This window comes from Scytonema sp. UIC 10036 (genome assembly GCF_009725235.1).
Genome location: NZ_WJFC01000003.1, coordinates 162,234 through 188,544 on the forward strand (window position 1 = coordinate 162,234; position 26,311 = coordinate 188,544).

General features: G+C 42.2%; 25 protein-coding genes. 14 read left to right on the plus strand and 11 right to left on the minus strand.

All coding sequences use genetic code 11. The annotated features are described in order from the left end of the window. Positions 1 to 27 precede the first annotated feature (27 nt). The 4 genes from F7734_RS02985 to F7734_RS03000 all read right to left on the minus strand — a co-directional run bounded on the left by F7734_RS02985 (position 28) and on the right by F7734_RS03000 (position 3,176). Positions 28 to 240, minus strand: coding sequence for a helix-turn-helix domain-containing protein (locus F7734_RS02985; RefSeq protein ID WP_243146645.1), 213 nt, complete (start codon positions 238 to 240; stop codon positions 28 to 30). Between the two features lie 62 nt (positions 241 to 302). Beyond that, on the minus strand, positions 303 to 1,226 hold the full coding sequence (locus F7734_RS02990; protein ID WP_155743319.1) for a phosphotransferase: 924 nt from the start codon (positions 1,224 to 1,226) through the stop codon (positions 303 to 305). A 169-nt stretch (positions 1,227 to 1,395) separates the two neighbouring features. After that, on the minus strand, positions 1,396 to 2,046 hold the full coding sequence (locus F7734_RS02995) for an MAE_28990/MAE_18760 family HEPN-like nuclease (protein ID WP_155743320.1): 651 nt from the start codon (positions 2,044 to 2,046) through the stop codon (positions 1,396 to 1,398). Beyond that, positions 2,043 to 3,176 (minus strand): DUF262 domain-containing protein, encoded by a 1,134-nt coding sequence (locus F7734_RS03000; protein ID WP_155743321.1) that lies wholly within the window; start codon positions 3,174 to 3,176, stop codon positions 2,043 to 2,045. Before F7734_RS03000 ends, F7734_RS02995 begins: the two co-directional genes overlap by 4 nt. A 442-nt stretch (positions 3,177 to 3,618) precedes the next feature. Here F7734_RS03000 and cysH point away from each other — a divergent pair, with 442 nt between their 5' ends. From cysH to F7734_RS03020, 4 genes are all read left to right on the plus strand, one after another. Then, entirely contained in the window at positions 3,619 to 4,338 is a 720-nt protein-coding gene (gene cysH / locus F7734_RS03005) for a phosphoadenosine phosphosulfate reductase (RefSeq protein ID WP_155743322.1), read from the plus strand. 504 nt (positions 4,339 to 4,842) lie between these two features. Continuing rightward, a complete protein-coding gene (locus F7734_RS03010; RefSeq protein ID WP_207713994.1) occupies positions 4,843 to 5,658 on the plus strand; it encodes an EndoU domain-containing protein in 816 nt (271 codons plus the stop codon). Positions 5,659 to 5,758: 100 nt separating this feature from the next. Continuing rightward, positions 5,759 to 6,724, plus strand: a complete 966-nt coding sequence (locus F7734_RS03015; protein ID WP_155743323.1) for an SMP-30/gluconolactonase/LRE family protein — start codon at positions 5,759 to 5,761, stop codon at positions 6,722 to 6,724. A gap of 233 nt (positions 6,725 to 6,957) precedes the next feature. Beyond that, complete coding sequence (locus tag F7734_RS03020) at positions 6,958 to 9,096, plus strand: magnesium chelatase subunit D family protein (protein WP_155743344.1); 2,139 nt, start codon at positions 6,958 to 6,960, stop codon at positions 9,094 to 9,096. Positions 9,097 to 9,166: 70 nt separating this feature from the next. On the opposite strand, the gene F7734_RS03025 is transcribed toward F7734_RS03020, so the two are convergent. After that, the gene (locus F7734_RS03025; protein WP_155743345.1) at positions 9,167 to 9,952 is read right to left on the minus strand and encodes an RNA polymerase sigma factor SigF; all 786 of its coding nucleotides are present in this window, start codon (positions 9,950 to 9,952) and stop codon (positions 9,167 to 9,169) included. A 373-nt stretch (positions 9,953 to 10,325) separates the two neighbouring features. Between F7734_RS03025 and F7734_RS03030 the strand changes: the two genes are divergently transcribed. Together F7734_RS03030 and F7734_RS03035 are read left to right on the plus strand one after the other, a co-directional pair. Beyond that, entirely contained in the window at positions 10,326 to 11,054 is a 729-nt protein-coding gene (locus F7734_RS03030; RefSeq protein ID WP_155743324.1) for a Bax inhibitor-1 family protein, read from the plus strand. Positions 11,055 to 11,239: 185 nt separating this feature from the next. Further along, positions 11,240 to 11,470, plus strand: coding sequence for a hypothetical protein (locus tag F7734_RS03035; protein WP_155743325.1), 231 nt, complete (start codon positions 11,240 to 11,242; stop codon positions 11,468 to 11,470). Positions 11,471 to 11,517: 47 nt separating this feature from the next. Here F7734_RS03035 and F7734_RS03040 read toward each other — a convergent pair whose 3' ends face one another. The 4 genes from F7734_RS03040 to F7734_RS03055 all read right to left on the minus strand — a co-directional run bounded on the left by F7734_RS03040 (position 11,518) and on the right by F7734_RS03055 (position 12,457). Next, positions 11,518 to 11,625, minus strand: a complete 108-nt coding sequence (locus F7734_RS03040) for a ParA family protein (RefSeq protein ID WP_243146646.1) — start codon at positions 11,623 to 11,625, stop codon at positions 11,518 to 11,520. Positions 11,626 to 11,700: 75 nt separating this feature from the next. Continuing rightward, entirely contained in the window at positions 11,701 to 11,874 is a 174-nt protein-coding gene (locus F7734_RS03045; RefSeq protein ID WP_155743326.1) for a hypothetical protein, read from the minus strand. Beyond that, positions 11,831 to 12,097 carry a hypothetical protein gene (locus F7734_RS03050; protein WP_155743327.1) on the minus strand — a complete coding sequence of 89 codons (267 nt, stop codon included), beginning with the start codon at positions 12,095 to 12,097 and terminating at the stop codon, positions 11,831 to 11,833. The genes F7734_RS03045 and F7734_RS03050 overlap by 44 nt, the downstream gene beginning before the upstream one ends. Positions 12,098 to 12,298: 201 nt before the next feature. Continuing rightward, the gene (locus F7734_RS03055) at positions 12,299 to 12,457 is read right to left on the minus strand and encodes a hypothetical protein (RefSeq protein ID WP_155743328.1); all 159 of its coding nucleotides are present in this window, start codon (positions 12,455 to 12,457) and stop codon (positions 12,299 to 12,301) included. A 114-nt stretch (positions 12,458 to 12,571) separates the two neighbouring features. Between F7734_RS03055 and prfB the strand changes: the two genes are divergently transcribed. From prfB to F7734_RS03090, 7 genes are all read left to right on the plus strand, one after another. Next, a protein-coding gene (prfB, locus tag F7734_RS03060; protein ID WP_155743329.1) for a peptide chain release factor 2 occupies positions 12,572 to 13,688 on the plus strand; the annotation gives its coding sequence in 2 pieces (ribosomal slippage) (positions 12,572 to 12,643 and positions 12,645 to 13,688; 1,116 coding nt in all). A 111-nt stretch (positions 13,689 to 13,799) separates the two neighbouring features. Next, on the plus strand, positions 13,800 to 13,955 hold the full coding sequence (locus F7734_RS03065) for a DUF3285 domain-containing protein (RefSeq protein WP_155743330.1): 156 nt from the start codon (positions 13,800 to 13,802) through the stop codon (positions 13,953 to 13,955). A 132-nt stretch (positions 13,956 to 14,087) separates the two neighbouring features. Further along, positions 14,088 to 14,615, plus strand: coding sequence for an rRNA maturation RNase YbeY (gene ybeY, locus F7734_RS03070; protein ID WP_166481693.1), 528 nt, complete (start codon positions 14,088 to 14,090; stop codon positions 14,613 to 14,615). Between the two features lie 140 nt (positions 14,616 to 14,755). Beyond that, the gene (locus tag F7734_RS03075; protein ID WP_155743331.1) at positions 14,756 to 15,229 is read left to right on the plus strand and encodes a diacylglycerol kinase; all 474 of its coding nucleotides are present in this window, start codon (positions 14,756 to 14,758) and stop codon (positions 15,227 to 15,229) included. 84 nt (positions 15,230 to 15,313) lie between these two features. Then, on the plus strand, positions 15,314 to 15,925 hold the full coding sequence (locus tag F7734_RS03080) for an aminodeoxychorismate/anthranilate synthase component II (protein WP_166481694.1): 612 nt from the start codon (positions 15,314 to 15,316) through the stop codon (positions 15,923 to 15,925). Then, a complete protein-coding gene (locus F7734_RS03085; RefSeq protein WP_155743332.1) occupies positions 15,922 to 16,704 on the plus strand; it encodes an MBL fold metallo-hydrolase in 783 nt (260 codons plus the stop codon). The genes F7734_RS03080 and F7734_RS03085 overlap by 4 nt, the downstream gene beginning before the upstream one ends. A gap of 533 nt (positions 16,705 to 17,237) precedes the next feature. Beyond that, positions 17,238 to 18,605: a response regulator gene (locus F7734_RS03090; protein ID WP_155743333.1), complete on the plus strand. Its 1,368-nt coding sequence runs from the start codon at positions 17,238 to 17,240 to the stop codon at positions 18,603 to 18,605. A gap of 179 nt (positions 18,606 to 18,784) precedes the next feature. Here F7734_RS03090 and F7734_RS03095 read toward each other — a convergent pair whose 3' ends face one another. Then, positions 18,785 to 19,831: a trypsin-like serine protease gene (locus tag F7734_RS03095; RefSeq protein ID WP_155743346.1), complete on the minus strand. Its 1,047-nt coding sequence runs from the start codon at positions 19,829 to 19,831 to the stop codon at positions 18,785 to 18,787. Between the two features lie 769 nt (positions 19,832 to 20,600). Here F7734_RS03095 and ligA point away from each other — a divergent pair. Further along, positions 20,601 to 22,685 (plus strand): NAD-dependent DNA ligase LigA, encoded by a 2,085-nt coding sequence (ligA, locus tag F7734_RS03100; RefSeq protein WP_155743334.1) that lies wholly within the window; start codon positions 20,601 to 20,603, stop codon positions 22,683 to 22,685. A gap of 69 nt (positions 22,686 to 22,754) precedes the next feature. Here the strand turns inward: ligA and F7734_RS03105 are convergent, their stop codons facing one another. Next, entirely contained in the window at positions 22,755 to 26,174 is a 3,420-nt protein-coding gene (locus F7734_RS03105) for a PAS domain S-box protein (RefSeq protein WP_155743335.1), read from the minus strand. Between the last annotated feature and the right edge of the window lie 137 nt (positions 26,175 to 26,311).

Sequence of the window (26,311 nt, forward strand, 5' to 3'; positions counted from 1 at the left end):
ACCCTCAAGCAGTCTAGTAACACATCATTAGATACAGATATCAACGATCGCTGACAGCAAATCCTCTTTGCCCTTAAAATAGTGATACAGCAATCCTTTAGAGATTTGCGCTTGCTTGGCAACATCCTCAATCGATGTTGAGCGATCGCCCTTCTCGCAGAACAAACTCATTGCCGCCTTAAGAATTTGTTCGGTGGTGGCGCGGCGGATGCGAGCCTTTTCGGCTGGGGTGCGCGGCATTCTTATGACTCGGTAATTAACATCAAAATCCCTCTAGAGTATCCATAAAGGTGGTGACTTGCTCAAGCACGTTTGCCATCAGCAATTTCTGTAGCACGCAAGTTATCGAGTATGACTTTAGCAGGTTCAACCCAATTCGGTAACTCTGGCAGCAGTGCATATACCCAAACAACAGCGTGTAACTGCCGCATCTTATGGTACGGCTCTAGCTTTCCAAAGTCGGGAGCGTTAGGATAGGCTGAGATGCCTTCATTGTTAAGGTTGATTAAGTCCCAAGCGATAGAACCCATACAAGTGTCCTCAAAATCGTTCCACAACAGCCCTTCTGAAGTGTGGATTAAATTGAATGCGTGAGAATCTCCATGCAGTGGTTGCAATGAACCAACAGAGTTATCTAACTCAGGCAGCAGGCGATCGTAAGTTTCTTGTAGCAGTGTCAGATCGCTTTCAGGAAGAATGTTACCAACCTGTTTCAGACGCTCAAGCCCGCGTCGAATATCGTTAAGAGGTGTCAAAAGTGGTAGTTCGCCAGGATAATCCCGCAGAACGGTATGCAAATCGGCAAGCATTCGCCCGACGATTGCAGGCTCTGGTAAAGTGTCAGAGACAGGTGGAAAGTAGCGCCAAAAGCTCATCATAAAACCATCGTGTTCGTGGGGGCTTGGCGGTAAGAGGTCGCTAGGTGCAACCACTGGAGCACCTTGGGCTGCCAGAAACTCAGTTACACAGAGTTCGCGTGCCCACCAAGACTCAATAGGCGAGCGCAATATGGGAGCGATCGTACCGATCCGGGCGACCACTGGCGCGGGGCGCAGATGGACTCGCACCGAATAAGTATTATGCAGTACATGGGGGTCTTCAACTCGAATGCCATGGGCAGAAGCGACAGCGATGGAAGCAGCAACTGCACGGGCAGTAAGAACCGAACGCTCCGGTTTTTCAGAAAGCGACACCGGAACTGTTCGCTCTGTAGAATTTTGATCCATAAAAAACTCAGTTTTTTGTATTATAGCAACCTACAAAAAACATACACAAAAAACTGGTTATCTTGCACAAGCGTAAATCCATCTGCGTCCATCTGCGGTTAATTATTCATTTTAGGCTGCAAAAAGTCTAATGAAATACACACAAATCAGAGTATTTTATCAAGTTGAATTAAGTTGAAATCTGCATAAATTTTTTCTGGATAGCTGCATTTTCTATCTGGTTACGAAATGTATCAAGCATTCCTATAACTTCTAAATGTAACTCTATATATTCACCCTTATCAAACAGCGAATAATCACCATGTGCAATTTCGTTTCTTGTCTTTAAAAGTTTAGTATCAATTAGCACCGATTTAGTAGAGTAGAGTGAAAAGTCTATTCCAAGAATATAAGTTATTTCTTTTAAAATTTCAGAAGATAGATTTGATGCAGTCGATATAACATCTTTAGGTAAAATACATCTTTGATTTAATTCAGAAACAAAAAAATCACAAACAGGTATATACAATGATGGTTTATTTGTATCTTTTGCTTCCTTAAGTTTTTCTTTCATTGCTAAAGCTAAAAAATTAGTAGAAAGTTCCTTATAGGTAAGCTTTTTTGACCTGACATATTCTAGATAAGAATTTGCTGCTAATTTTACAAAACCTTCCCAGTGGGAATAGAGTATACATATTCCACTCCGAAGTAATACTTTGTGTCTTTGGTCAGAAACATTTTTCGCTTCTACCAAAGATTTGATTTCTGAAAGTTCTTTCTTTCGCCAAGCAAGGTCACCAGACAACTTATCACTTAATTGTTCAGCAGTTCGGATGCTCATAAAGGTGAAAATACCTTTCTACCAAGTGGAATAAGATAGGGTAAACGTCTCGCCGCATTCACTCCTGCTCCTGACCATTTTTGATATGTTGGATCTGACCAAATGTTTTTTATCCGCTCAGATATTTGGTTTGTTGGAGGTAGATTTCGATAGTTGTATCCAATTCCTAGTGCTATTACCTCATATGCAGATAATAAAAATCCTCCAAGAAATCTGTCATTCTCAGATTTATATCTTTTGAAGCTATTATCCCCCATAACTTCATTAAGAGTATTGAAGGTCACCTCAAATGCTCTCTCTATATGACTTCCATCCCAATCTTTTTTAACAGCCATGTCACGCATTCTATCTGTTAAAAAAAAGCTGACATCTCCGCACAAACTTTGAATGCTTTTATCATCTTCATCAAATAAAAGAAGAAAACGTAATACTAATTCCATATCATATTGTTCTTCATAAAGTCGATCGCTCAAAGCAATGCAGCTTTTAAATGCCTCACGATCTGCAAGCGATCGCATCAATCTATATAAATTCTTATCTAACATTAACAAAATGCAATTTCTTACTTCTTGTTCTGTGGCAATTGAGCCTCCTGTATTTAGTCGTTGAAATAGCTCATATTTAATCATTGGATCGCTTTCTTTTTCAACAATATTGACTGCGATTTTTGCTCGCTTTATCAATAAACGTTGTGCCTGCGTCAAAGAGTTTTCTTTATCATCTGGATCGTCCCACTTTTTCCCTGCTAAAGAAGGTAAATACGTTGTTTTTTGTAAAGCGAACAAAGGTTTATCTCGTGTTTGAACAGATGATGTATCTTGTTCTTGAGTATCGGGTTTAAAGATACCCACAAATTCATATATAGTTGACAGTCTCTGCAAACCATCGATAACATCCCAAATACCATCTTCTCTTTGACTGACAAAAATTGGCGGAATTGGTATACCTAAAAGAATTGATTCTATAAAAGTAGATTTTTGATGCTCTGACCAACGAAAAAATCTTTGAAAATCTGGATGAATATCGATTTCATCTTTCTCATAAAGACTAATCCACTCACCAATAGACATTGAGTAGCCATCTGTCCGAATTTCTTGCCTTGTTTTGTCAATCTCTTCTTGTAGAGACATGGGTTAAAATGTTCTAGGTATTGTTAAGTTAACTAGTCTTGCATAACTGCAATGTTTTGGATATTTTATCTCGAATTGAGTGCTGGTAATTATATAGCAATCCTAAATCATTTGTAAAATTCTCTCTTCTCTCTTTCCTTCGTGCTCTTTGCGACACTCTATGCTGCAACGGAAGGAACGCTCCGCACTCATATCTAGTCCCATAGCATAACCATGTGGAAAAATTTCTTAATTTCTTAGCGCCTTCGCGTCTTTGCGTGAGTTTTATTCAGGGTATATAAGCAGACATGATATTATTTGTCAAGTCCTTGCTGGTGTTACAAGATACTGCTTTATATCCAATGTACCGAATTTAGCTTTTCCAGAATTCCGACCAAGTTATGTGCCATTGTGGTGTAAAATTAGGATACATTTAAGCAAGGAACAATTGGACTGGAAAATTATGACCACTGCGTTTAGACCCCAAAGTACCACTCTTGACTTAGACAAGTTAAATGAAAGATTCGAGACCGCTCATCCAAGAGAAATACTGGCGTGGTCTGTGCAAAATCACCCAACCGGACTGGTACAAACCAGCGCCTTCAACGTCGATGACCTGATCGTTACCGATATTTTGTATCGAGACCTCAAGCATCCAGTCCCCGTAATCTTCCTCGATACCCTCTACCACTTCCCACAAACACTAGAACTTGTTGCCAAAGCCAAAGACATCTACAACCTGGATTTGAAAGTTTACAAAACACCCGATGTAGACAGTCGCGAAGCCTTTGTCGCCAAATATGGGGAAGCACTTTGGGATACAGACATTGCTAAATTCCATGAAGTTACCAAGATAGAACCTTTGCAAAGAGGTCTATCCGAACTGAACACCCTTGCTTGGATTACTGGACGCCGTCGCGATCAAGCTGTCACCCGTGCCAATATGCCCATCTTTGAATTAGATGGTAACAAGCGCCTCAAGATAAATCCTCTAGCAAATTGGACGCGCCAACTCTCTTGGGAATACGTTGCCGAACATGGTGTTATTTATAACCCTTTACATGACCAAGGGTATCCAAGCATTGGTGATGAGCCTATTACAACCCCAGTCGCTGATGGTGAAGATGAGCGTGCTGGACGCTGGCGGGGAAGTAATAAAACAGAGTGTGGAATTCATATTTAACGTATCAGTCAACACGTCTGTTTAAAAGGATGTGGGAATTTCATAAGTCCTCAATCAGGTGGAACTTCCATCGCTTGAGGACTCATTTTTTGTTAGGTACAAGCAAAGATAAAATGTTGGTATCAACCAAGGCTGGTTTCATTGCTTCTTCTCCCTAAAAAAGCCAGGTGGCGACGTGTAATTATTTCTTCACTTAATTCCTCATCTTCTCTGCTGCGCTCTGGAGCTTACTCTGCGGTTCAAAAGCCATTTAATTAACCGCCGAGACGCAGAGTACACAGAGGTAAGAAGTGAGAGAGCGATTCATATCATCTCCGCTAGCATAACCATAATAAAAGGTGCATAATTTCTTAGCGCCTTCGCGCCTTTGCGTGAGATTTATTCAAGGTATATAAACGAACATGATATGATTTTCCAAAGCTTTGATTCACCTTGACAGGGCTAGCAATGCTCACCCTACGTGTTTACTTTGTCCATAAATTTTTTGCAATTTCCTCGGTCAATATGAACCTCAAGCAATTGACTCCTATTTTTGGTATGTATTTGCTGACTTACCCAATTTGGCTGCATAGTCCCGTGCATGCTCAGCAACAAGATATCAAACTCATACCCTTTTTTGACAATGAAAACAATCCCGTACCTGTAGACTTTCCTGAAGGACAAAAACTCGATATTTCCCCTCCACCTCCTCAATTGAATTCCTTCGACAAAGCTGTATTAAACGTCTGCGGTTCTATAGGTACTAGAGTTAGCCCTGATAAATTTAAGAAGTTGCTGTCATCTTATCCAGATGTATTGCAAAAACTTCAGCAAGTGACCAAGGGAGAATTGCGTCCCGGACGCAGGGGAAAAGCACAATTTTTAGAAGATTTAACAGAAATTTGGTTTAAGCGTCGCGGATTTGAACATATTTTTTGTGGAGAAATATATAACGCTAATGATATCGGTGGCTTACATTTTTATGGCAGATATTTAGAATTACAAAATCTGGGAATTGGAGGACACTTTGTCAGCGATAAAACTCGCGAGGAAGTTGTTCCTGGTGTTATATATACATTAGGAGTTGTCATCAAGCAAGGTAACCAAATAGTGACAGATGTTATTAAAGGATACGGTTATCTTAGTAATGCTCAAGAAATGCTTTTAGATGTCACAAAAGTCTTTAAACTGCAAGGAGAAACTGACGGAGCTTGCATATATAATGCACGAGACCAAGAAACTGGAAAAATTTTCCCTACAGTCTTTGTTAGGAAGGAAAGGGCAATAATTACCTACTACACTGATGCGACACCTAACGGTGAAAAATGTAAAGATTCTTAATTGTTTAACCTTTTAACTAAAAGTTAAATCACAGGCAATCAGTAGTTAACAATAAGCGCTCAATGTGGGATTGTCCACTGAGGAAGAAAGAAGAAAATAGATGTCTAGATTGAGGTTCATCTTGCTGTTCCTCGCCATGGTAATCTCATTGATTACCTTCAATTCTTTACCGATCGCCAGTACTCAAGCCAAGGTTACCAATCTCAACCAGTATATCCTTCCTGGTGAGAGAGTTTTTCCAGAGGGTATTGCCTACCAACGAACAACTAAAGACTTTTTTGTCAGTAGCACTACAGATGGGACGATTTTCCAAGGCAATCTCAGGCAAGAATCAGCAGACGTGTTCCTATCAGGTGGTACTGATGGACGCACAGCAGCCGCCGGTTTGAAAGTGGACAATCGCAAAAACCGACTGTTTGTAGCAGGAGGCAATACCGGTCAAATCTTTGTCTACGACACTCATACCCGCGAACTGCTTGGTAAGTTCAACAACCAAAAAACTTCTACATTCATCAATGATGTAGCTATCTCCCCAAACGGAGATGCCTACTTTACTGACTCATTAGACCCGACTTTATACAAAGTTTCGACTAACGAAGCAAACGAAATCGAGTTTTCGCCTTGGCTCGATTTGACTGGTACAGAATTGGTGTATCAGTCAGGCTTTAACTTGAACGGTATTGCTGCCACTTATGATGGCAAGTACTTAATTGTTGTGCAATCTAATACCGGAAAGTTATTCCGAATTGGTATTGCAAGCCAACAGGTAACGGAAATTGACTTGGGCGGTGAAAGGCTAACCAACGGTGATGGTATCTTGCTCAGTTTCGGGCGAATTTTGTACGTCGTGCGTAACCAGCAACAGTTGATAGTCAAAGTGCAACTAGACGAAGATTTCTCTCGCGGTAGTGTGGTCTCCAGCACAACCGATCCATCAATTGCATACCCGACCACCATTGCCCAAGCTAAAGATAGGCTGCTTGTTGTCAACTCTCAGTTTAATAGACGTGGAGCAGGGTTATCACCTGACTTGCCGTTTACTGTTTCTAGCATTCCCGCTCCCTAATCAAACTCAGTCAAGGACAATATACAATGAAGAAACTCTTTCGTATACTGGCTGTTGGTGCGATCGCGACAAGTTGGAGATTTACTTAAATCGCCAAACGTATTGTGTAGGTTGGGTTGAGGAACGAAACCCAACAATTTGATTCAATGTTGGGTTTCGTTCCTCAACCCAACCTACTAGGAACAATCATGTTTGGTATGCTGAATCTAGACTAACTTTTATTCAAAATGTCTATGCCCGCGCCTACCATTAACCCTCTCAGTACAGCCTTTCCCTTGACAGCCGTTGTCGGTCAAGAAGCAATCAAGATAGCCCTGCTGTTAGCTGCAGTCGATCCGGGTTTGGGAGGTGTAGCGATCGCAGGTCGTCGCGGTACGGCAAAATCAGTTATGGCGCGTGCTATCCACGCCTTACTCCCACCGATTGAAGTTGTTAAGGGTTCTATCAGCAATTGCGACCCCAATCATCTAGAAGAATGGGATGATAAAATTTTAGAAACCCTTGTAGAACAGGATGCCCAGTCCACAACAGTAGAAACAGAAATCATAAGCGCTCCTTTTGTCCAAATTCCTCTAGGCGTAACAGAGGACAGACTTTTGGGTTCTGTGGATGTGGAAGAATCGGTTAAACAAGGGGATACTGTTTTTCAACCCGGTTTGCTTGCTCAAGCGAATCGCGGCGTTCTTTATGTGGATGAAATTAACTTATTAGATGACCAAATTTCAAATCAACTTCTCACAGTTTTATCTGAGGGGCGCAACCAGATAGAACGAGAGGGCATTAGTTTTCAGCATCCCTGCAAGCCCTTGTTCATCGCTACCTATAACCCAGAAGAAGGGACTCTGCGGGAACACTTACTCGATCGAATTGCGATCGCGCTTTCTGCTGATGGTGTCCTAGGTTTAGATGACAGAGTGCAAGCAGTAGAAAAAGCAATTTCCTACTCCCAATCACCTCAAGAATTTATCAAACAGTACAGCGAAGATATAGACGCCCTCAAAACCCAAATTATCTTGGCACGGGAATGGTTAAAAGAAGTTACCATCTCTCACGAACAAATTGGTTACTTGGTAGAAGAAGCAGTACGTGGAGGAGTTCAGGGACATCGTGCTGAAATATTTGCCGTGCGAGTTGCCAAAGCATCTGCAGCTTTAGATGGACGCACGCAAGTCACTGCTGAAGATTTGCGGCGTGCTGTGGAACTCGTTATAGTGCCACGGACAACTATTATACAAACACCTCCACTCGAAGAACCACCGCCACCACCTCCCCCACCTCAGAATCAAGAAGAACCTCAAGATGATTCCGAACAAGAACAAGAGGAACAGGAAGAGCAACAAGAGGAACAAGAACAGCCAGAACAAGAACCACCAAGCGTTCCTGAAGAATTTATCTTCGATCCTGAAGGAGTCATTCTCGATTCCAGCGTGCTTTATTTTGCTCAGATGGCACAACGGCAAGGAAAATCTGGCAGTCGCAGCTTAATTTTTTCAGAAGATCGGGGACGATACATCAAACCGATGTTGCCCAAAGGAAAAGTACGGCGCATCGCTGTAGATGCCACTCTCCGCACTGCAGCCCCCTATCAGAAAGCAAGACGGCAGAGGTATGAGAATCAGGGACAAGGTAGACAAGGTAGACAAGGTAGACAAGGTAGACAAGGTAGACAAGGTGGCAACATTTCTCCCTTGTCTACCCCCTCTTCCCCCAAAAAGCGGGTATTTGTAGAGCAAGGTGATATCCGCTCAAAGCGTTTGGTGAGAAAAGCGGGTGCTCTTGTTATTTTTATTGTGGATGCATCGGGTTCTATGGCACTGAACAGAATGCAGTCAGCCAAAGGAGCAGTAATGCAATTGCTGACAGAAGCATATCAAAACCGCGACCAAGTTGCTTTGATTCCTTTTAGAGGAGAACAGGCAGAAGTTTTATTACCGCCAACTCGTTCTATTGCACTGGCGCGTAATCGTTTGGAAAGATTACCGTGTGGTGGTGGTTCGCCACTCGCTCATGGTTTAACTCAAGCTGTACGTGTCGGTTTAAATGCTCAAATGAGTGGTGATATCGGTCAAGTTGTGATTGTAGCGATCACTGATGGACGTGGCAATATTCCTTTGTCGCGTTCTTTAGGTGAACCCCAAGAACCAGGGCAAAAACCAGATATAAAAGCAGAGTTGTTAGACATTGCTGCCAGAATACGAGCTTTGGGAATGCAGTTATTAGTAATAGATACTGAAAGTAAATTTGTTTCTACTGGGTTTGCTAAAGAGTTAGCCAAGAATGCTGGAGGTAAATATTATCATTTGCCAAAAGCTAACGATAAAGCTATTGCTGCTATGACAAAAGGGGCAATTGCTGATTTAAAATCTAAATAAATTAGTTACTGGTTATTGGTTATTGGTTAGTGGTTCAACTAACAACTAACAACTAACAACTAACAACTAACTATGCACTTGTTGCAACTGCTTGTGGTTGTAACATGGTGACTAAGTCTTGGATTCCTTTTTGGAGATATCTTGTGACTGTCATTGGGCTGGTGCCAATTTTCTTGGCTGCATCTTTACGAGATAGTTCTTTTAAATACACCATTTCAACTGCCATGCGGGGCTTTTCTTCTAGCTTATTAATGGCTCCTTGAAGTTGTTGCTGTTCTTCTTCTAATTGTTGGAGGACGGCAAAACGAGGACAGGGCAGTGCTTCTCCTAAGGTGATTTGGCAATCAACGTTTTGAACTACGGTAGCATCTAAACTTAAAGGCAATCGGTTTTGAGCCGCTAACTTGGTTTCTTGCCATTCTTGTACGGATACCTTAAGTTCTTTGGCAATTTCTGAATCTTTGGCAGGACGACCTAACGCTATCGATAATTCTTTACGAACTTTTTGTCCTTCATTATACAGCTCTTGCCAGCGACGGGGAATTTTTAGTAGGGTGCTGCGATCGCGTAAAAAGTGCAGCATCTCACCACGAATATAAGGAACTGCAAAGGAACTAAAAGCGTATCCTTGGGTAGGATCGAAGCGCTCAATAGCTCTTATTAGACCAAAATAACCAATTTGTTCTAAATCTTCATATGGTTCGTTGCATTGATGGCTGAATTTATGAGCCATCTTGCGTACCAGTCCAGTATGTAACTGTACGAGCTGATTGCGAAGTTTAATGGAAGGGTTCTGGTGGTACAACTGTAATAATTCTATGCCATCAAACCGGGTAGAAGATTGATTAGTTGCCATCATAATAAATTCCTCTTTAGTAACTACTGGTTTTTGGGAAAAATAAGAGTTGCGTATACGTTTTTCAAAGCTGTCATTATTTTCCTTAGGAAGCCCTTTGGAAACCATTCGTTGTTCCACTGAACTTATAAGAGGCTCCACCGCAAGAATCAGCATTTACACGGATTCTTTTTCCTGTGCTTCTGGATTCATGCACAGCTTACCTTTATGCGGAGAAATGTTAAATCGTGTAAAGTAAGGAGGGGTTAGGGGTTAGGAGGTGGGGGTTAGGGAAGAGCTGCTGTAGTATTGTGGCTGTTCGGAGAAGCGATCGGTAAAAATAGAAGTAAACGCAAACAACAATTCTTGGCTTAAAAACCTCTTCCCTTGAAATATGAGCAATACCAGCAACTTCCGAGAAGCGATTTCTAAGGCTAAAACGCAAGCCCTACTAGGTCCCAACGTGATCGCCAACGCCCTGCCTTACTTAGGAGGCGGGTTGGTTCTCACTGCGTTGGGGACTTATGGTGGACTCGGTGTTATCCGTAATCACCCAGCGCTGTTTTTCCCCACTTTCATTGGGGCGGTGATTGTGGAATTGATTTTGTTCTTTGTTGCCCAAAATGTTGCCGAAAAAGGTAACAAGAAAGTTGCACTACCCCTGTTGGCAACTTACAGCCTTTTATCTGGATATACTCTCAGTGGTTTGATTTTCGTTGCATTGCGAACTCAAGGTGTAGGCATACAAGGTATTGGGCTCGCAGCCCTTGGTTGTGGTGTCACTTTTATCGCTGCCCGTCAAATTGGCTCAAATCTCTCTGAGTCAGATGGTATGGCTTTGACAAGAACCATTAACTTAGGGTTAATTGCACTAGTTGTTGTCGTTGGAGTGCAATTTTTATTTAGCTTGTTTGGTGTTTATACACCTACTTGGCTGGAAATTGGCATTTCGGGTGTGGGAGTCTTTCTCTTTATTGGCGTATCTGTCGTTGACTTCTACATCTTGCCCCGTACTTACCGTGATGACCAGTATCTACCTGCTGCTTTATCGATGTATCTAACTTACATCAACCTCTTTATTTTTATCTTGCGATTGCTTATTGCTTTAAATAGTCGCGATTAAATAAAGAATCAGGGATTGGGAGCTAGGGGCTGGCGATTGGCGATTGGGAATTAATAAATTATCCCCAGAATGTGGGATGGGCAATCCTGCCCGTCCCCGATCAAAAGTAAGCTGTCCCTACGCCGCAACATCGCGATCGTTGCTGATAAAGCGTTGAAACCCACATTCCGCTTCTAGTTTAGGTTATGGACACCATTGTATATCCTGAGAAGTACCGCATACTCGAATGTCGCGCAGGTCGCTGGTTTGTCAAAAATGCTGATATCTTCTACAGGTTCAATAACTCTGATATCAATTATGACGATTTTGTTGAATTGTACGGTATCACTGAGCAACAAGTAGTTATCGAATTATTCCGCATCAATGGCGGGAAAACGGGCTACTATCTAGCCAACCTCAAAGACAAGAAATATTAACATTAGCTTGAAATTGTAAACTTTGGAAAACTGGAATATTCACTAAATTATTGAGTTGAATTACCCCAAAATTTTTTAGAAAAATAGCAGGCGAGGTGTATAGCACTCGTTGTTTTGGCGACACCTCCTTTAAAACTAGCAAGGGTGATAATCATGCCCCTCTCCAAAACCTGATGCTTCTAAGTTTCACCTATCCTGGTGAAAATTCGTATTACCCACATTGCAAATAGTTATATTGTTGCCAATATAGATTCATTAACGTTGGTAACGCTAATAGTAAATTCTTGGGTGATGCTTGAACCCGACGCAAGTAAGTGAAACCTTCGCACGACTGTCGGGAGGAAGAACGTCTCATCATATTCATCGGTGCGATCGCCTATCAGTTCCTGCGATCGTGGGGTCATAAGTAATGCGATCGCTGTTCGTTGTACCACTAGGAGCCGTATCGTTAGCTAAAGCAGCTAAAATTGCTGGCGGTGTTGGAGAAAGATTTAGCGTTAAAGAAAAGCTGGCATGAGAAGTATTACCAGCAAAATCGGCGGCATTGACCTTGAGGGTATAGGGTCCGGAGTTAAGTCCTGTAAAATCAAGTAGATGGTCAAAAGTTCCGAGCGGGCTAATTGACACAGGAGTTGCAACCAAATCATCAATTTGAACACTCAGCGATGCAATAGCCGATCCAGTTCCATTAACAACACCAACAAGTCGGGCTGTTGGAAACCCCTGTCACTATCAGCAGGGGTGGTATAACATCATTGTTGGGTTTCGTTCCTCAACCCAACCTACACAATGCATTTGGCGATTTAAGATTTCCTTTATAAATGACCTCTAAAAGAGTGTTCTATCTGTGGTAAGCGCAACTCCCCACGCACTACCAACAACAAAAGTATCGGAACCTGCTCCACGCGATCGCGCTCTAGTCGTTTGGAGATGTCTACTGTAATTTCTCGCTGAACTCAAAGCAGCGATCGCTCTGAAAAATATCAATCATCAAGCATACGGAACTACGTATATTGTTCAAGTATAGGTAGAATAAAAAGGTAAACAAGTTTATAAATCGATCGCATATCATTGTAAAGCGATCTTTCATCAGTCAACATTATGGAAGTATTAGAACTTAAACGCGAAATCGAAACGTTGTCCGATCGCCTGGGTAAAACTCAGGACTATCTTTGACATACCCGCACTGACTGCTAAAATTCAAGACCTGGAAAAAATTTCAGCCCAGCCGGAATTTTGGGACGATCGCAACACAGCCCAAACAATACTGCAAGAACTTGATGAACTGAAATCGCACTTGCAGCAGTATCACCAGTGGAAATCCAATCTGGAAGATACAAAAGCTGTGGTAGAGCTTTTAGAGTTGGAAACGGATGAAGGACTCCTCGAAGAAGCCGAATCTACTGTCAACAAACTTAACAGCGAACTCGATCGATGGGAGTTACTCCAATTACTTTCGGGTCCCTATGACGAAAATGGGGCTGTATTGACAATCAATGCGGGTGCTGGTGGTACGGATGCCCAAGATTGGGCAGAAATGTTGTTGCGGATGTATACCCGTTGGGCAGAAAACCAGGGCTATAAGGTGGCGCTTACTGAAGTGTCTGAAGGCGATGAAGCAGGTATTAAATCTGCAACTATAGAAATTACGGGGCGCTATGCCTATGGGTATCTCCGTTCCGAAACGGGTACTCATCGTCTGGTGCGAATATCGCCTTTCAATGCTAACGGGAAGCGACAAACAAGTTTTGCTGGAGTAGAAGTTATGCCTCAGCTAGACAACAGCGTACAACTGGAAATTCCAGAGAAGGATTTGGAAATTACAACCTCTAGATCTGGTGGCAAAGGTGGACAAAATGTCAACAAGGTAGAAACTGCCGTGCGGGTTGTTCACATTCCCACGGGTATAGCCGTGCGTTGTACGGAAGAACGCAGCCAGCTGCAAAACAAAGAAAAAGCCCTTGCCCGGTTGAAAGCGAAACTGTTGGTGATTGCCCAAGAACAACACGCTAAGGAAATTGCAGAAATTCGGGGTGATATGGTGGAAGCTTCTTGGGGTAACCAAATCCGCAACTACGTATTCCATCCGTACCAAATGGTTAAGGACTTGCGAACAAACGAAGAAACAACTGCGATCGCCGATATCATGAACGGCGAAATCGATTCGTTTATCCAAGCTTATCTCAGGCAAGAAAATCAGTTGGTAGCAAATAGTTAGTGGTTAGTGGTTAGTGGTTAGTGATTTCTCGACTAACAACTAACAACTAACAACTAACCAATTTACTACACAAACTGTTACATTATTACTAGAGTTAGTTAACAAAAGATTATGAGTGACTCTCCTTCGACGGAACCTCAACCCAGCTACGTAAAACTTGCCATGAGAAACATGGTGCAGAAGCGACTCACCTCTCTCAAACATTTTTTCCTGACGACTGTGGGGCTTTTAGCTGTTTTGGTGGGTCTCGCTTACTTAACTCGCTGAGCGGCGATCGGTTCACACAGGGGATTGATTAATAAATATTAAGAATGTTATCTAATTGAGGCAATTTATGTAGGGTGGGCAGTGCCCACCCTATAGGGCTAAATAACTTAAGTGTGGGAGAATTTATAGCCAGTGAAAGTCGATGTTTATGTACAGGACTGTGTTACTGAATCGTCCCAAGAAACAAATCTAGATTTTTGGAATGCCCAAACTCGAATGACTGCTGAAACTTGGCAAAATTGGTTTGGGCAGTGGATGGAAAGACTGGATGATGAGTCTGGGCTAGCGCCAACATATGAAATTGGGTTGCGCTTGACGGATAACAGCGAAATGTACGAGCTGAACTCTCAATACCGTCATCAGAATAAACCTACAGATGTTTTATCATTTGCGGCTCTTGAGGTAGATTTTCCTCAAGGAGAGGAAATAGACACTGAAGCCCCATTGTATCTTGGTGATATTGTTATTTCTCTTGAGACAGCGCAACAACAAGCCGAACAGCAAGGGCATTCTTTACAGACAGAATTAGCTTGGTTGGCAGCTCATGGTTTGCTGCATCTCCTGGGTTGGGATCATCCAGATGAACAGAGTTTGAACCAAATGCTGAACCAGCAAGTAATATTACTGAAGGATATAGGTATTGATATTAACGTAGAATAGCTCTTGCTTAATAACTTCTTAGTGTTATTCTGGAATTGTCATCTTGCGAAACTCTCGTAAAAAAATTGTTTATATACCTGTTACACAATTACAAGAACTGAAAATTCTGATAACCTCTTTACTCTCTTGTGTCCACGCCTATGTCCCAACAAGTTTCATCACCCCCGCAAGTCTCAGCACCACCAACGCCAAGTTGCCTGGAGACAGTTGTTCCCAAACAACGGGAATTTTCATGGAAGGTTGCTTCTAATTTATTTGTTAGTTTTAAGTATGCTTGGTGCGGAATCACCTATGCTTTTCAAAGCCAGCGCAATTTTCGCATTCATGTTGGTGTATGCGCTCTAGCGATCGCATTGAGTCTTTTATTACATCTTAAACCAGTGGAAATAGCGGTTATTGCGGTTACCAGTGGTTTAGTTTTAGCACTAGAGTTACTGAATACAGCTATAGAATCTATAGTAGACCTGACAGTTAAGCAAACGTATCACGAGTTAGCAAAAATAGCTAAAGATTGTGCGGCAGGAGCGGTGCTTGTATCCGCTATGGTAGCGCTACTTGTAGCGGCAATGCTGTTGTTACCTCCGCTATACATCTTAATTATCTCGGTTATTTAGCCGATGGCTCCTCCTGATAACTTTCCGCATCATCTAAGCATCCAAAATGATATGATGATTGGCAGAAATCAGGAGCCATAGCTTGTGATTATAGTTATTGATAATTACGATAGTTTTACCTATAACTTAGTACAGTACCTGGGAGAATTGGCAGCAGAATTCCCAGTCACCTCCGATATCAAAGTTTTTCGGAACGATAAAATAACCATAGATGAAATTATTGCTTTAAAAGCAGATGGAATCGTGATTTCACCAGGACCAGGTCGTCCTGAAGATGCAGGCATTTCTCTAAGTGTCATCGAACAGCTCGGACCTAGCTTGCCAATTCTAGGAGTTTGTTTGGGGCATCAAAGCATCGGTCAGGTTTTTGGCGGTAAGATTATTTCCGCACCTGAATTAATGCATGGCAAAACTTCTCCGGTTCATCATAAAGGAATCGGTGTTTTCCGAGAATTAGAAAGTCCAATGACCGCAACCCGGTATCATAGTCTAGTGATTGAGCGCGACACTTGCCCAGAGGTGCTGGAAATCACTGCATGGGTTGAGGATGGAACAATTATGGGAGTACGACACCGGAACTATCCTCATATTGAAGGCGTCCAATTTCACCCAGAGAGTGTCCTGACACATTCAGGAAAGCAGTTATTGCGAAACTTTCTGGAACAATTGCAGTCTAGAGAGCGGAATTCTTCATGAAACGACGACAGTTCATGGGCTATACAGGGGCAGGAGTGGTGACAGCATTGCTGAGTGGTTTGAGTTCTGAATTTCAAGCAAATGCTCAGTCTAAGCCTCGATCTGGTGGTTCATTATCAATTCAGTGGTTGGGTCATACCTCCTTTCTGTTTACTGGTGGCGGCGTAAGAATTCTGGCAAATCCCTTTCGGACAGTAGGTTGTACCGCAGGGTATCGTCCACCTAAAGTCGAGGCAGATTTGGTATTGATTAGCAGTCAACTGTTAGATGAGGGCGCTGTAGAAGATATTCCTGGAAATCCCAAACTCATTTACGAACCGGGAGTTTACGAGTTCAATAGCATTAAATTTCAAGGAATTGCCATAAATCACGATCGCAAAGGCGGAAAGCAATTTGGCATAAATACCGCTTGGCTGTGGAAACAAGGAGGTATTAGCGTTCTCCATTTAGGGGGGGCAGCTGCGCCCATCTCCATAGAGCAAAAAATTCTGATGGGGCGTCCTGATGTGGCGTTAGTTCCCGTAGGAGGAGGACCAAAAGCTTACAACGCTGAGGAAGCCAAGCAAGCCATTCAAGTCATCAATCCCAAACTAGTGATTCCTACCCATTACCGTACACAAGCAGCTGATGCTGCTACGTGTGATATTTCCCCATTAGATCAATTTTTGACTGCGATGGATGGTGTGACAGTGCGCCGCAGCAATAGCGACACCATAACTATTAGCTCTGGCAATCTCCCAGAAAATAGTGCCATTCAACTGTTAACTTACAAATTTTAGGTTAGAGGCTAGGGGTTAGGGGTTAGGGGCTAGGAGATTTGTTTTCTCGATCCGGTGGCTCCGTCTGGGAATGCAGTAGGGTTGGCTGCTGCTTTGTGCGATCGGGTAAATACAGACTTTAGCCCTACCTACTTCAAGGTATAAAGACGCGCTCAATGGAAGCGTCTTTTTTTCATCAGTATCTGTCCGCAGCCACCAAGTTTTCTTTAATTATTTTCAATATACTTAAATTTTCAAATTCTATTTGGGCACTATAAACTTGACCAACTCTCTCAACAGAAGTATGAGAGCTACCTTGGAGGACTTTTGTTTGTGCCATTATGTCATTGAAAAAAGTATTTTTCTAAAATTCTAAGTAATTTTACTTGCATGACTGTTTGACAAATAACTAGTTTATTAAGTAAAAATAATTATTTAGTTAAAAAACTTTTCAAGCTTATGTTCTAAACTTTATTCTCTTATACCTTCTTCACCTAGAAAAGCCAATTGAAATTTTCATCAGTTTTTATCAAAAAAATTAAGGGTAAACTATCATGCAAGCTTGGCATCAACATGAAACCGAACTAAATTCTTCAGCAAGAAAAGAAACAATTTTAGTAATTGACGATAGTAAAGCTAATTTAGATTATTTAAATATCACCTTAAGTGATGCTGGCTATAACGTGTTGATTGCAATGGATGGTACAAATGGCATTGAACAAGCTTACAATGAACCAATAGATTTAATTTTGTTAGATATAATTATTCCAAAAATTGATGGATTTGAAACGTGCCGCATACTTAAATCAAATCCGATGACAAAAGATATTCCTATTATTTTTATGACTGCTCTTTCTGAAACAGGACAAAAAGTCAAGGGTCTGAATTTAGGAGCAGTCGATTATATTACAAAACCATTTCAAGAAGAAGAAATATTAGCTAGGATACAAGTCCATTTAAAACTTAGACGATTGAATCTAGAATTAGACCAGCAAAAACAACAACTTGAAAATCGAGTAAAAAGCAGAACTGCTGAACTTTCTGAAGCTCTTGAAGAACTCAAAAAAGCTCAATTGCAGCTAGTACAAAGCGAAAAAATATCTTCCTTAGGACAGCTTGTAGCTGGTGTGGCTCATGAAGTTAACAATCCTTTAGGCTTTATTTTTAGTAACTTACATTATGCTGACCAATATGTATACGATCTTGTCCATCTCATGAAACTTTACCAAAAAGAGTTTCCAAATCCGGGAAGCGAGATAGAAGAAGAAATGGAGACAATTGACCTAAATCACATACTAGAAGATTTGCCTAAAGTTATTTCCTCAATGAAACTAGGGACAGATCGCATTCAAGGGATTATGCAGTCCCTCAGAAACTTCTCGCGTGCAGACGGAGATCAAAAAATAGCTGTCGATATCCACGATGGATTAGAAACAACTCTCATGATTTTGCAACACCGTCTCAAAGCTCGACCCAAGCGTCCCATGATAGAAGTCATTAAAGAGTATGAAAACTTACCTCCTGTGAAATGCTACCCCGGACAACTCAATCAAGTTTTTATGAATTTATTAACAAATGCTATAGACGCTTTAGAAGAAGGGATGGGGAATGGGGCGTGGGGCATAGAATCTACTCCTAATTCCCATTGTCCAAAAATTCACATTAAAACCGAACTTGTGGAAGATACAAAAGTTCTGATCCGGATAGCAGACAATGGACCCGGAATGCCTGAACCAGTACAGAATCAGATATTTAATCCTTTTTTTACCACAAAAGCAGAAGGCAAAGGGACTGGATTAGGTCTTTCTATTAGTCACCAAATTATAGCTCAAAAACATAATGGAATGTTGCAATGTATTTCATCTTTCGGTCAAGGAACAGAATTTATTATTGAAATTCCATTGGATGCAGAGGATGAATAAATTTTTAATTGCTAATGGCTAATTGCTAATGGCTAATGGCTAATTGCTAATAGTTAATAGCAATGAGTAATTATAGGAATCCTAAAGCAATACTTGTCGGTTAAGCCTAAAAATACGATTGCAATATTGTAGCCATGCTTACAAACAGCCATTAGCCATTAGCCATTAGCTCTTAGCCATTATAATTTTTTCCGGTAACGAAGGGCTGCGAATCCTGCGAGTAAGAGCGCACCAATTGTACTGGGTTCTGGGACTGTTGCAGGACGGCTGAGAATACTGTCAATCCAGTTTGCGTATGTTGAAACTCTGGTATCACCACTGAATTCTCCAAAGCTGGAATTTAGAATGTTGTCAATATCAGAACCCGAACAGTCTGGATAACCATAACACACACCAAATGATGTGATTCCAGCAATGAGTCCATTGATAAATGTTGGTCCTCCAGAATCACCTGGTGCTGAATTGATTTCATCCAATCCTAGTCCGGTGTCTGAAAGACTAAAGTGGACTCCAAAGGCGTCGTTAGCTGATAAACCATTATCAAAATCATAGGCTAAAACTGCGCTAGCACCTGGGAAAGTGTCTAGTTCAGGCAGGGTGGATAAAATTTCGCCTGGAGCATCGTAAATGTTTTTACCAAGGCGTTTTAATCCATCCCATGAAACACCTCCTTCATGACCGTTACCAGAATAACCATAACCTACTTTAATGCCTATCTTCCCAACTTCATCTGTATTGCGATAAATATTATAACGTTCGGCTGCTAAAGGTGCTTCTGACGCTAGTTCTATGATAGCAATATCGCCATTGATAATACTAAAGTCATCAGTCCAGTCTGAGTGAATAAAGAGATTTGCACTCTTTATGGATGTAGAACCTGTAGGTAGATCGAAAAAAGCTTGAATACTATTAGCAATAATATTTTGAGAGCCGTCAGTAAAACAATGGGCGGCTGTAAGAATATGTCTGCCTGAGGTTAATAAAGAACCCGAACAACCGAAGGTTTCTAAATCAGTTTTGATGACTAAATCTACAACACCATCAAATCCTGTTCCTGGATGGATAACAGAATGTGCTGGATCGCCTACTGTAACATAACGCGGACGATTTTCATTTATGGTTCTAAGCTTACGAAAGGTAGCTGCTTCTGCATTCAATAAACAGCCTCCAAAGATAGTTGTCAAAGCTACAATTACTGGCAAGAGGGCTTGGTGAGAAATTTTCATATTTAGGTAAAATTTAGCTTGGAAAAATTGAAAAATAGCTTTCCTCAGATTTCAGATTCAAACAATTGTTGGAATCTCACTATTATTACTGAATCAATATTATGCTTCTTATTGGAAATAAAGCTAACAGTAAATATTCGTAGATAAGTCAAGTCAATAACTTTTTAAAATCGTATTTTTGCAGTTATTTCTGTTTATTAAAAACTCAGTATCTTGAAAAACAGTATCAATATCTTCATCACAAAAATATATTTATTTGCTCGAATATAATACGAGAAAAGCTCTAGATTTTATAGAAAAAACAGTATGGAAGAAAACAAGAATTGATTTCTTCTTTAAAGACTCTACTTGCAAGTCAGGGAATTTACTGATTGCAGGTCACTGGTTACTGGTCACTGGTCACTGTTCAATAGTAATTTCCGAAACTGTAACCACTAGATGACTTAAAAAAGTTTCATGCCATATTTGAAAAATATTACGTTTTATGGCTCCTATGACTTTATCTTCATAAGTTTTGATGGGCGATCGAGAATTTGTACCACCTCGTTCCCAGGCTCAGCCTGGGAATGCCTTACGGGAGGCTCCGCCTCCTGTACTCTACCTGTAGTGCGAGGCGGAGCCTCGCGACCTGCGTTCCCAGGCGGAGCCTGGGAACGAGAGTGGTGGAGTACTACCTTGTACAGTAGAGGACAGAGTTAGTTAAATTTGATTAAGCTATTAGCTACGACTTTGTTAATACTGAAGACAGATTGCTAATTTGGGAACGACGATGGAAGTGATAGAAACGCAAGCTAAACAGCGTATTCAAGAACTGCGACAACTCTTACAAAAGGCTAGTTATGCCTATTACGTCCTTGATTCTCCCTTTATGGAAGATGCGGTTTATGACCAGTTGTATCGAGAGTTACAACAACTGGAAAATCAACACCCAGAATTGGTGTCACTAGATAGCCCCACGCAACGGGTTGGAGAAAAACCGGCGACTCAGTTTACCTCGGTGCGTCACAATATTCCACTCTATAGCTTAGAGAACGCATTTAATATAGATGAGTTAAATAATTGGGATCAACGCTGGCGGAGACAATCACCCAACACAGGCGCAGTGGAGTATGTTTGCGAACTCAAAATAGATGGTTCTGCTTTAGCATTGACTTATGAAAATGGTGTTCTCGTCAGGGGTGCAACTAGAGGTGATGGCACAACGGGGGAAGATATTACCCAAAACGTGCGGACTATTCGCTCGATTCCCTTGCGCCTAAATGTAGAGACGCGCCATGGCAGATCTGGTGCATCTGAAACATCTGACATATCCGGTGCATCCCTACCAGAAAGAATAGAAGTGCGGGGGGAAGCGTTTTTGCCCCTAGAAGTCTTTCAAAAAATCAACCAAGAAAGGCAAAAAGTAGGTGAAGCGGTATTTGCCAATCCTCGGAATGCTGCTGCGGGAACACTCAGGCAATTGGATTCCCGGATTGTGGCGCAACGGCGGTTAGATTTCTTTGCTTACACGTTGCATATTCCCGGTAGAGATGATGCCAGTATTGCCAGTACTCAGTGGGAAGCACTGGAATTGTTGCAGAAATTGGGATTTCGAGTCAATCCTAACAAACGCTTGTGTTCTTCTTTAAAAGAAGTTGCTGAGTATTACGAACACTGGGATACCGAACGGCTGAATTTACCTTATATGACGGATGGGGTAGTCGTAAAGCTAAATTCTTTCAAGCTTCAAGAACAGCTTGGGTTTACGCAGAAATTTCCCCGTTGGGCTGTGGCGCTGAAGTATGCTGCAGAAGAAGCACCGACTCGTGTGGAAAATATTGCGGTTAATGTGGGTAGAACTGGGGCGTTGACTCCTCTTGCAGAAATGCGTCCCGTGCAATTGGCAGGAACTACGGTTTCTCGTGCTACTTTACATAATGCCGATCGCATTGCTCAATTAGATATCCGCATTGGGGATACTGTAATTGTGCGTAAAGCGGGGGAAATCATCCCGGAAGTTTTGCGAGTTCTCCCAGAGCTGCGTCCTGATGGTACGGAACCCTTTGTCATGCCTACCCATTGCCCTGTTTGCGGTCAACCCGTGGTGCGGGAAATGGATGAAGCGGTGACTCGCTGTGTAAATGCTTCCTGTCCAGCTATCTTGAAAGGAGCAATTGAGCATTGGGTTAGTCGCGATGCTTTGGATATTAAGGGTATGGGTGAAAAGCTGGTGCATCAACTTGTGGACAAGGAGGTTGTGCATTCTGTTGCCGATTTGTATGACTTGACAGAAGACAATTTATATGCATTAGAAAGGATGGGAAAAAAGTCCGCACAGAATTTGGTAGAGGCTATAGCCCAATCAAAAAACCAATCTTGGTCTCGCGTGCTGTATGGTTTGGGTATTCGTCATGTTGGAAGCGTGACGGCACAGGTTTTGACGGAAAAGTTTCTCACTGTGGAACAATTGGCTAACGCAACGCAAGCGGATATTGAAAAGATTCACGGTATTGGAGCGGAAATTGCTCAGTCTGTTTATCAGTGGTTCCATATTGATGCAAATCAAACTTTGATTTCTCGGCTCAAAGATGCTGGATTGCAACTGGAGACTTTACCAGATGCGATCGCACAAAACGATAGCAACCAAAAGTTCGCTGGGAAAACTTTTGTCATTACTGGGACTCTACCAACTTTAAAGCGGGATGAGGCAAAGGCGTTGATTCAAAAAGCTGGTGGAAAAGTTACGGATTCTATCAGTAAGAAAACCGATTATTTGGTTGTGGGGGAAGATGCGGGGTCTAAGTTGACTAAGGCGCAGGAGTTGGGTGTTGCTCAGTTGAGTGAGGAGCAGTTGTTGACATTTTTGAGGAGTTGAGTAAACGAGGGCACGAGGCTTGTGGCAGAAGGAAAGATAGCTGCCTCGTGCCTTCTTACTTCTGCCTTCTTAAACATTGAGAACTACTTGAGCTAACTGCATAATCTGATGGAACTCAAAGTTTTGTGATAGTTGCTTCAGTTCTGTTGCCAAAGACGCGTGTTCGGGTGGAATTTGCTCAATCACAAGCAAAACTTCTTCTTCATTACACGATAATGCTGCCCGATGTAATTGAGCAATCCAAGTTGCTGGCATGACAGCCAAATTTTCAGAGGTTAGTACATTGTTGACAGTTAGGTCGTTGGTTGTTAATTGCGGTTCGCTGTCAGCATAAATATAGGAAAGCCCTAAATATTTCGCCATCATGTTGAACAAGGTTTCTTCCTGAAAGGGTTTGCTGATATAGTCATTGCAGCCCGCTGCAAGGGCAAGATCGCGATCGCTCTCAGATGCATGAGCGGTTAGAGCAATAATCTTCGAGGGTTGGTTTTGATTTTGAACTGCATTTTCTTGTTCTCGAATCCATTTTGTTGCTTGGTAACCGTTAAGAACGGGCATTCGGATGTCCATCCAGATGAAATGGGGATGCCATACTTGCCAAAGTGCGATCGCTTCTTGCCCGTTTGTTGCTTCTTGAACATCTAATCCCAAGTCAGTCAACAATTTGACCAGTAGCAAACGATTTTCTGGCTGATCGTCAACTACAAGAATGCGGTATTGAGGTTGACTGGGAACTAGCCCAATAACCTGACGGTTAATTTGTTCGGGCTGTGTATCTGTACTGGTAGCAAGCAGAACTGGAAGGGTAAATTGGAAAGTTGTGCCTTGTCCAACTGTGCTACTGACTGTAATATTACCTCCCATTAAACGGGCAAGGTTGCGGCTAATGGTTAATCCCAACCCAGTTCCCTCTGTTGCTCCTTTTCCGGCTTCTGCTTGAACAAAGGCGTTGAAGATGAGATCCAAATCCTGAGATGGAATACCAATACCCGTGTCTTCTACTTCAAACAGCAGGGAGACAGGAGAAGTCAAGTTCTTCAGTTCTTGAGAGTTGAAAGTTCCCCCTTCTTCATTCACCTTGACACGGAGTGTAACACTTCCCCTCTTGGTGAATTTAATCGCATTGCTCAGCAGGTTGATAAGGACTTGACGGAGTTTACTGGGATCGGTAGTGATGTATTGGGGCAGAATTGGGTCAATGTCGATATTAAACTGTATGCTCTTAGCAACCGCTTTTTGCTGAAACATACAAAGAAGGGAATGTAACAAAGCAACGAGATCGATATTGCTAGTGTCAATCGAAGCATGCCCCGCTTCAATCTTGGACAAGTCCAGTATATCGTTAATGAGATTGAGTAGATGATCGCCGCTCTTACGAATGATTTTGAGGTTTTCTTGCTGTTCGGCGTTGAGAGAACGATCGCGGCTCATCACCTGAGTAAATCCCAGAATCACATTTAGAGGAGTTCGTAATTCATGGCTCATGTTTGCTAGAAAAAGGCTCTTTGCCTGATTTGCCACTTCTGCGTTTTCTTTTGCCTGTTGCAGTTCTAATTCGGTTTGTTTGCGCTCTGTAATATCTTGTCCAATACCAATTACATAACCGTTGGAGAGCCGTACATTTGCCCAGGAAGTGTACAGCGTTTCTCCAGAGGCAGTGTGAGTCCTGAAGTCCTTCCACTTGCCACTGACTGCTCGCATATGTTCTATTACAGTTTGACGTTCTACAGGAGCGGGATAACATTTTGCTAACACATCAGATTGGTGCCAGTCTTGTAGCGACCACCCCAACACTCGCTGTAATTCGGGGTTGATAAACTCTACACGCATATTTTGATCGAACAACGCTACCATGAGGGGAATGTGGTCAAACATTGCCTGGAGAATTTCTTTTTGATGTTTGAGTTCCATTTCCGAGCGTTTGCGATCGCTAATATCTCGCAAGAACGCTGTGAAGATAATTTCATCCCCCAGTTCTAGCTTTGAGATAGACGCTTCCGCCGGAAATTCAGTGCCATCTTTGCGGCGACCAAATATCTCCCCCCATTCTCCAATTTGACGAAATTTTTTGCTACCCATGTGCCGTGCATTACCGCTCGATTGAGCAAAGTCATGCACGTACTGATGGTGAATGTCGGCAAACCGGGGAGGCAATAACCGCTCCAAAGGCTGTCCCAATATCTCCTCTGCGATGTAGCCGAAAACTTTTTCTGCGCCTTGGTTAAATAGGGTAATGTGTTGATTGTTGTCTACAGAAATAATAGCATCCTGGGCAATTTCTAAGATTCCGGCAAAGCGCGATTGTGCTTTTTGTAAAGCTTCTTCAACCTGTTTGCGATCGGTAATATCTTTCATAAAACAGTGATGCCCAATAAATTTGTGCTGCTCGTTGTAAATTGAAATCATGACAAGCTGTTTGTAGAAAATCGACCCATCCCGGCGAATTCCTCTAGCATCAATTTCAACCTTACCGTTTTGCAGCATCACATTGTAGGCAGCAATCATTTTCTCCAGATCCTCAGGATGAACGGTCTTTTGCCATGCCATCCCAATCATTTCTTCCGGTGTGTAGCCTACTACACTAGCATAAGCTTGGTTGGCAAACACATACCGCCCCTCAACATCTAACTTTGCAATACCCGATACTGCATATTCGAGAGCCACGCTTATTTCTCGCAGTTCCACCTCTTTCTGCTTGCGTTCGGTAATATCAGTGTGGGAGCCAGTCATCCGAATTACATTGCCTGCTTCGTCCCAAAGTGCCTGACCACGATCGAGAATCCATTTATAGGAGCCATCTTTACATAGAACCCGATGTTCAGAAGTATAAAATGGTGTTTTCTTAGCAAAGTGGTCTTGAATCAGCTCGGTTACATAACCGAGATCGTCGGGATGCACTCGTTTTGCCCAGTCATCCCAGTGATTGTTGATTTCGCTATCTTCAAAGCCCAACATTTCTTTCCAACGGCTAGAAAAGAACACCTCATTGGTTTGCACGTTCCAGTCCCAAATGCCGTCGTTATTACCGCGCAGTGCCAGGTGCCAGCGTTCCTCACTCTCTCGCCAAGTGTTCTCCATCTGCTTGCGCTGTGTGATATCAGTCACAGTACCGACGTATCCCTTCACTGTTCCAGTGGCATCTAATTCGGCGACCGCCTGACTTAACACCCAGGTTTCTTTACCATCGGGACGAAGCATCCTGTACTCAGATTGAAATGGCAACTTGGATTGTGCGGCTTGCTGCCACTCGGAAACAACTCGTTGGCGATCGTCTGGGTGCAAGCCATCAATCCAACCTTCTCCCCGTGCTTCTGTAATTGTGATTCCAGCAACAGCACACCACCAGGGATTAACGTACAAACATTGTCCATCTGCATTTGTGTAAAAGATGCCAATGGGCGCAAGTTCTGCCAGAGCAGCATAAAAGTGGGGTACACAACCCGGTGGACAAATAGGAGTGTCTTGCCCCAAGGGTATAATTATGCTCATCACCAATCACCAATTACTGACTAAGTTATACTAAAAAACAACAACAATTAAGATTTTTTCAGAAAAGCCGTGTGACTGTAGGCTTGAAAACAATAGCTGCTATCCAATTATTAGAGGATGTTTGAAAAGTTATGATT